At 38.2% G+C, this 6,249-nt stretch carries 3 protein-coding genes; all 3 read right to left on the minus strand.

Features of this window, described 5'->3' with window-relative positions; all coding sequences use genetic code 11:
* Positions 1-280: 280 nt before the first annotated feature.
* Complete coding sequence (locus U9Q18_05555; protein ID MEA3313824.1) at positions 281-1,393, minus strand: hypothetical protein; 1,113 nt, start codon at positions 1,391-1,393, stop codon at positions 281-283.
* A 123-nt stretch (positions 1,394-1,516) separates the two neighbouring features.
* A complete protein-coding gene (locus U9Q18_05560) occupies positions 1,517-4,624 on the minus strand; it encodes a CHAT domain-containing protein (GenBank protein ID MEA3313825.1) in 3,108 nt (1,035 codons plus the stop codon).
* A 72-nt stretch (positions 4,625-4,696) separates the two neighbouring features.
* The coding region (locus U9Q18_05565) for a zinc ribbon domain-containing protein (protein ID MEA3313826.1) at positions 4,697-6,249 on the minus strand (1,553 nt) is incomplete at its 5' end.

Raw genomic sequence — 6,249 nt, forward strand, 5'->3', positions numbered from 1 at the left:
AAATCCTCTTGATATTTTTGCTCTTACACTTTACACAGGATATCTTACCTTCTTCCATCTCTTTGATAGTTGCTCTGACCTCAAAGGTTTTATGACAGTCCTGACATTCAAAATCATAGTTTGGCATCTTAACTTTCCCTTCTTTTTCATACTATTTTTGTCAGCTTTATTTTCTATATTTATTTATACTCCAAACTATCTTTTCTGTCAAGAAAAAATCTATAAAATCTCTGTAAAGCTTTTTTAAAAAACTGCCAGAGGACCGTCCCCTGGCAGTTTTTTATCTTATGGATGTTCCTTTTATCATCTCCAGTATCCAGGGCTGGGCTTGATTATATTTGTCTGCTGGAACAGTTACGATTATCATAAAGGGTGTACCGGGATAAGTAACTACTACGGTAGCATAATTTACATTATCCTGGGGGTTAACCTTCGAATAAAGCTCAACTAAGGCCTGTCTGCTTCCAGCTTGCAGCTGGCTTTGCCCGTGAAACTGATGATTGGGTTTAATCTGATTTACCATACCCTGAACATATTGTTCTCCTTGAGTATACATAACTACAATACCTGCCCCATCAGGTGTGTTTAAAACAACTCCTATTTCAGTAGTTTGAGTAGTAGTACTACCAGCAGGAATGGGGATGCTGAAACGACCCTGGGGATCTGTATAGATATTCATTCCAGCAGTCGCTGGAGGTTGAATGGGTATACTAGGAGTACTTGGAACCGGTGTTGTTACAGGTGGTGCAGTTGGTTGAGGGGTAGGACAAATAACTGGTGGAGTAGGAGTTGTGGTTGGTGGAGTAGGAACTGGTGTCGATGGTACAACTGGTTGAGGAGTAGGTTGAATTGCTATTGGTGCCCCACTTTGCACTTGAAAACTCGCCACTGCTTGAGCAAAACCTGGTTCCATTTGAGCAAAATAATCAGGTAAAACATCCAAAAGGATAGTATAGGCAGAGTTACCACTAATAAAAATATAAGCTTCTGCTTGTAAAGTTAATCCGGTCTGAGGACTGAAAGCAAAATTCTTTTTTATTGCAGGTAAACCAAAAATAGATGTGGGAAGTTGAGTCCCAGGTTTATAGCCAGGAAGTTGTTTAAAGCCATTTTCTTCCGCTGCTGCTGCATATTGATCTACACTTGCACTAAATGGTAACTCTTCAATCATCACAATTAATTCTCCCACAGTCCCTTGTTGAACCGAATAAGTAAAATAGGCTGCTTGAGCAGAATCATAAGGTGTAGCAGCTTTCCACCCAGCAGGCAGGTTAAAGGAAAAACGACCCTGAGGATCAGTATATGTACTTCCCTGACTATAAGCTATTCCAATGCTTACCAAAAAAGAGATTAAAACTGTCAAGATAATTAATTTAAATTTTATTCTCATCATATCTTCTCCTTTCTATTTTTTATTTTTAAATTTAGCACTTAGCGTATATTTTTACGATTAATCCCCCTCACCTGCCTTTCTCCCCGGTGGGGAGAAGAAAAAAATAATTTAATCAAATATTTATTATCTATAATCACCAATCAGGATAAACCCGGCCCAGGCAACGGGGAGACCGTATTCTTCCGCTAATTCTCTTTGAGCACGACTCAGAGCTTCTACTTTGCTCATCCCCTCCTGTTTCCAGTATCTAAAAAATTTTATAAAAAGTTCCATTGTGGGCCTATCATATACACTCCACAGACTGGCAATTACTGTAGGAGTCCCAGCATAAAGGAACGACCTTACCAAGCCTACCAATCCTTCGGCTTCACTTAACTTACCCAATCCGGTCTCACAAGCTCCTAAGGCTACCAGATTAGCTTTTAAATTTAAAGAAAATACTTCATAAGCCCTGACTTCTCCATCATTTTTCTCATCTTGCGCTAGACTAATTACACTAAAAAGCGGTCTCTGGTCATCAGCCAGGCCATGAGTGGATAGATGAATAATATCAAAGTTAGAACAAATTTCCTTAAATTTCGTCTCAGTAGCTTCTTTATCGATAAAAACATCATTAAAAGGGAAATTTCGAGCCACAATCTTGACTTCTTCTGCACTTAAGGGCAAGGGAGCCAAGTCTTTTCCTTCAAAAGAGGGATTACCAAACCCCAGATAACTTTCTTTATTTTCTTTGTTTTTGCTCAAACAATAAGAATAGACACTGGCGGAAGGTATATAAAATAAGTCATACCGGTCGACTAAAAATCCCTCTTCTCCCCTTAAAGCTTGAAAAGGCAGATAAAAAAGACTGCGATGAGGAATTATGCCTATAGTAGTCTTATCCCCTATTAAAGCTTTTACCGGGGCAAAAAGTATCCGGTAAAGTTCCTCACAAATCTTCTGATAGTCATAGTCCCCTTCGGTAGCGGTAAAAGCTTTCCGAGCTTCTTCTACTTTCTTGTTAAGATTAATATCTTTTATGCTTATCTCTTTGGTTTTTATTCCCTCCTGCTCTATGATCCATACTAAAATCCTATCTCCGGTAATATAATAATCTAAAAAAATAATCTCCTCTCCTAAAACAGTCTTCACCTTATCTAAGGTCAGAGGGTTAATAGTAACCAAAGAAGCTACTTCGGGAGAATAGTGACTTAAATCATCTTTTAACTGAAAATAGTTTTGTTGAAGTTTCTTTAGAATCTTTTGCAGTTCCTCTAAATAAATACTGTTTTGTTCCTCGATCGGCTTAGCCCTTTCCTGACGTTCTTTATCTTGTAGAGAAATTATCCTTAATTCTAATTCTTGAAGACGACCGATCATCACTTCATCTTCGTTTTTTACCTTGAGCATAGTTCCTCCCAGGATATCTAAAAAACTGCGCGCCCGAGCTCTCTCAGTATAATTGAAAGCCTCCTCAAATCGGCCTAAATCCCAGAGGACCTCTATTGTCAAATCATAAGCTAAAAGTTTATTCTCAAAAAAGCCCCTCTTCATCTCAGAAGAAGTAAGCCTTTCACGTAATCCTTCCAAAATATCTATAGCCTGTTTAAAGTAAGTAAGGGATTCTTCTCTTTTCCCTTGTTCTAATAATATCCGGCCTAAACCAGTCTGACAATACCAGATCATTCGAGAATAATTTAATTTTTGAGCTAATTCCAAGCCTTTCCTAAAATATTCTTCTGACTTGGTCACATCCTTCATATCCAGGTAGATAGTCCCTAAATTACCATAATCCAAAGCCAGATCAAAAGGCATGTTTAATTCCTGGTGAATCCTTAAGGCCTCTAATTGGCTTTCTAAAGCAAGTTTTAAATTGCCCAGATGTTGGTTTAAAGAGGCAAAATTATTCATTAAGGCTGCAATTCGGGGCTGAATATTTAATTCTTCATAGATTTTCATTGCCTCATTGTAAGCGGAAACTGCATCTTTGTACCGTTCCTCATTATTATAGACTACCCCTAAATTCATCCAGGCATCAGCTATGGTTAAAGGATAATTTAAAGTAGTGGCAAATCGAAGAACCCGGGTAATATAATTTTCTGCCCTCTTTAAATCATTTATTTGTAAATAAAGACTGCCCAGATTGGTATATACCCCTATATCTCCGGGCATATCATACAATTGAATAAGTTCTTCCGCTTCTTCTAAGACCTTTTTGGCATTTTCAAAATCTCCTTTATCCAGGTAGATAATCCCCATATTATTAAGCACCCAGGCTTCCTGGTAACCCAGTTCCATTTCCCGAGCTAATCTTTGGCCATCGATTAAATACTGAAGAGCTTGATTAGAATCTCCCCAGGCTTCATGATAAATACGAGCCAGAGAAAGTTTGACCGCAAATTCTCCGCACTTAAAACCGGACTCTAAACTTACCTGTAAAGAGGACTCACAAACTTGCTGGGCTTTTTGGAAATTTCCTCTTTCTACATAGATATAAGCCAAATTATTTAAAGATAGAGCTGCTACTTCCGTATTTTCAATCTGAACAGCAAAATTGTAGGAATCTAAAAAATACTTCTCTGCCTTCTCTAAATCCCCTCGATAAAAAGATATTATTCCAAAGCTTAAAAAGGTAGAGGCTTTTCCGGAAATATCCTGAAGCTGTTCGGCTAATTGATAGGCAAGTTGGGCACATTCTTCTGATTTATTCAAATCCTGATAGCTTTGATATACACCGGCCAGAGTAATATAAACCTTCATAATCCCTGAATTATCTTGCAAAGCTTCATATTTTTCTAATGCTTGAAGAAGTATCTGATGGGCTTCATCATCCTTCCCTTGACGATACCAGGCTCTCCCCTGATAATAAAAGCTTTCTGCAATTAAATCATCTTTATCTTGGGCGAACGCCAGTGCTTTTAAAATATTCATCTCCTCTATTAGGCGGGAATATTGACCGGTAAGATAAATTTGGTCAGCCCTACCCTTAATATATTTAATTATTTCTTTCTGCTGGTCAGGAGAAAGTAAGGCAATATCTAAAGTGTAAGATAAAAAATCCTTCTTTCCAATCTCTTTTTCTACCCATTGTAAAAGTTCAAATTCTTCGGTTTTTTCGGTATCCGGTAAGTTTAGCACAGTTCCATCATTTAAAGTTATAGATATCCCTTGGGCGAGTAAAGGAAATAAAAATAATCCCATCAGGCTAATAATTACCCCGATGATGATAATAGAAATATTTCTATTTTTCATCAATTTTCCTCTCTATAATTTACTAAGTAGTAATTTTTACCAAAATTCTTAATTTTTTGGGACACTAAAAAATTATTTTACTACTCCTAACGACCTTTTATAGCTAAGTATTATATGATTAAAATATTTCTGTTCTTTCTCTGTAAAAATTCCCTGAGGAGCCTGAGTCAAAATAACATATCCCATACCAGACATACCAGATGCTGCTGAGCCATAAGCTCCGGTATAGATAACGTAACTTTCTAAATTAAATCGAAAAGTAGTCCCCTGGTAACTTCCTTGCAAATTTATTTTTCCCTCAGTTACTTCTATCGCACTACCGGGAGCAGGTACTATTTTAAATTCTTGATTTAATATTGATAAATCAGAAACCTGTTGTTGTAAAAGATAAGCCATCTGCTGAGCTAAATCTTGGGCACTGCTAAATTGTCCCATTATGCCGGGAAAAAGAGTTAAAGAAGTAAGCCCGCTGGCATCTTCGGAGAAAGTAACATTTCTGTTAAATGAGTCTAAATTAACCAGCCAGGTGGAGGGGTATTCCAAATAACCGGTAATTAAAGGATTATGACCAAAAGCTTGATTCAGACTGTATTGTTTCCAAATAATCTGGGGCTCTTGGAGAGTACCTGAAGCGGGTAAAGCGATTCCCCCCTGCCCTGGTTGAGCCGGTACGGGTTGACCCGGAGGAGTAAGAGTTATCCCCCCTTGAGCAGGAGCTCCCGGAGTCGGAGTGGTTTGTGGAGATGTAGGGGTTAGAGAAGGTAAAGTTCCCGCTTCTCTTTTGACTCCAATCTCATAAGTTATGCCTTGCCCCAAAGTAGATAAACACCCCCCTAACGAGGAAGAAGAACGGGTCTGGTCGACAAATGAGCTCCCGATTTTAGAACTTATTCCTCCTATTAAAGCACCCATAAAGATATCCTTTTGAGCACCTATCTTGGAACTTCTTAAAACCCAGGTTTCATTAGAAGGAGAAGCCTTACTAACTACCATCTTAAAAGAAATTCCTTCTCCTAAATTTTTTAAGGAAGAACCTAATTGGTCAATTGCTCCACCCCGAAAAGTTGTTCCTAAATTAGGATTAAAGGCAATCTGTTTACCTAACCCCTTAAGATAAGAAAAATTCAAATTTTCCGGATAGGAACTTCTGGTAGTCAGTATCTGGGAAGAAATTTTTCTCCCTATCGAATTAGGAAGTAGTTTACCATAATCATAATAGTCAGATATAATTCTCCTGGATACCGCCCAGGGAAGAAGAGGTTTTTCCGGAAAAATACAGACTAACCAGGAGCCAAAGCCTCGGGAAATGAAAGCAGGTTTAAAGGAATTAAAAGGCTTGCTATAATTCCTATTCATCTTCATCCGCCTTGAATAGTCAGATAGATTAAGCTCTTCAGATAATCCTCTGGTTTGGGTTAAATTAACGGGATAATTCATCCTGGTCTTTTTATCATTCCTTACCCCTTCCTCTTTGGGAGTCTTTATTATTCTTTGAATTGTAATCGGTTTTCCACACCCGGGACAGAATTGGTAATCCGGCTGTAGAGGAGTTCCACAATAAGGGCAGAACTTAAAGGCAGTTTCGCCGGTAGTTGACGGTGTTGAGGTAGTAGAACCTGTATCAC

The sequence above is a fragment of the Caldisericota bacterium genome, from assembly GCA_034717215.1.
Classification (GTDB): domain Bacteria; phylum Caldisericota; class Caldisericia; order Caldisericales; family Caldisericaceae; genus UBA646.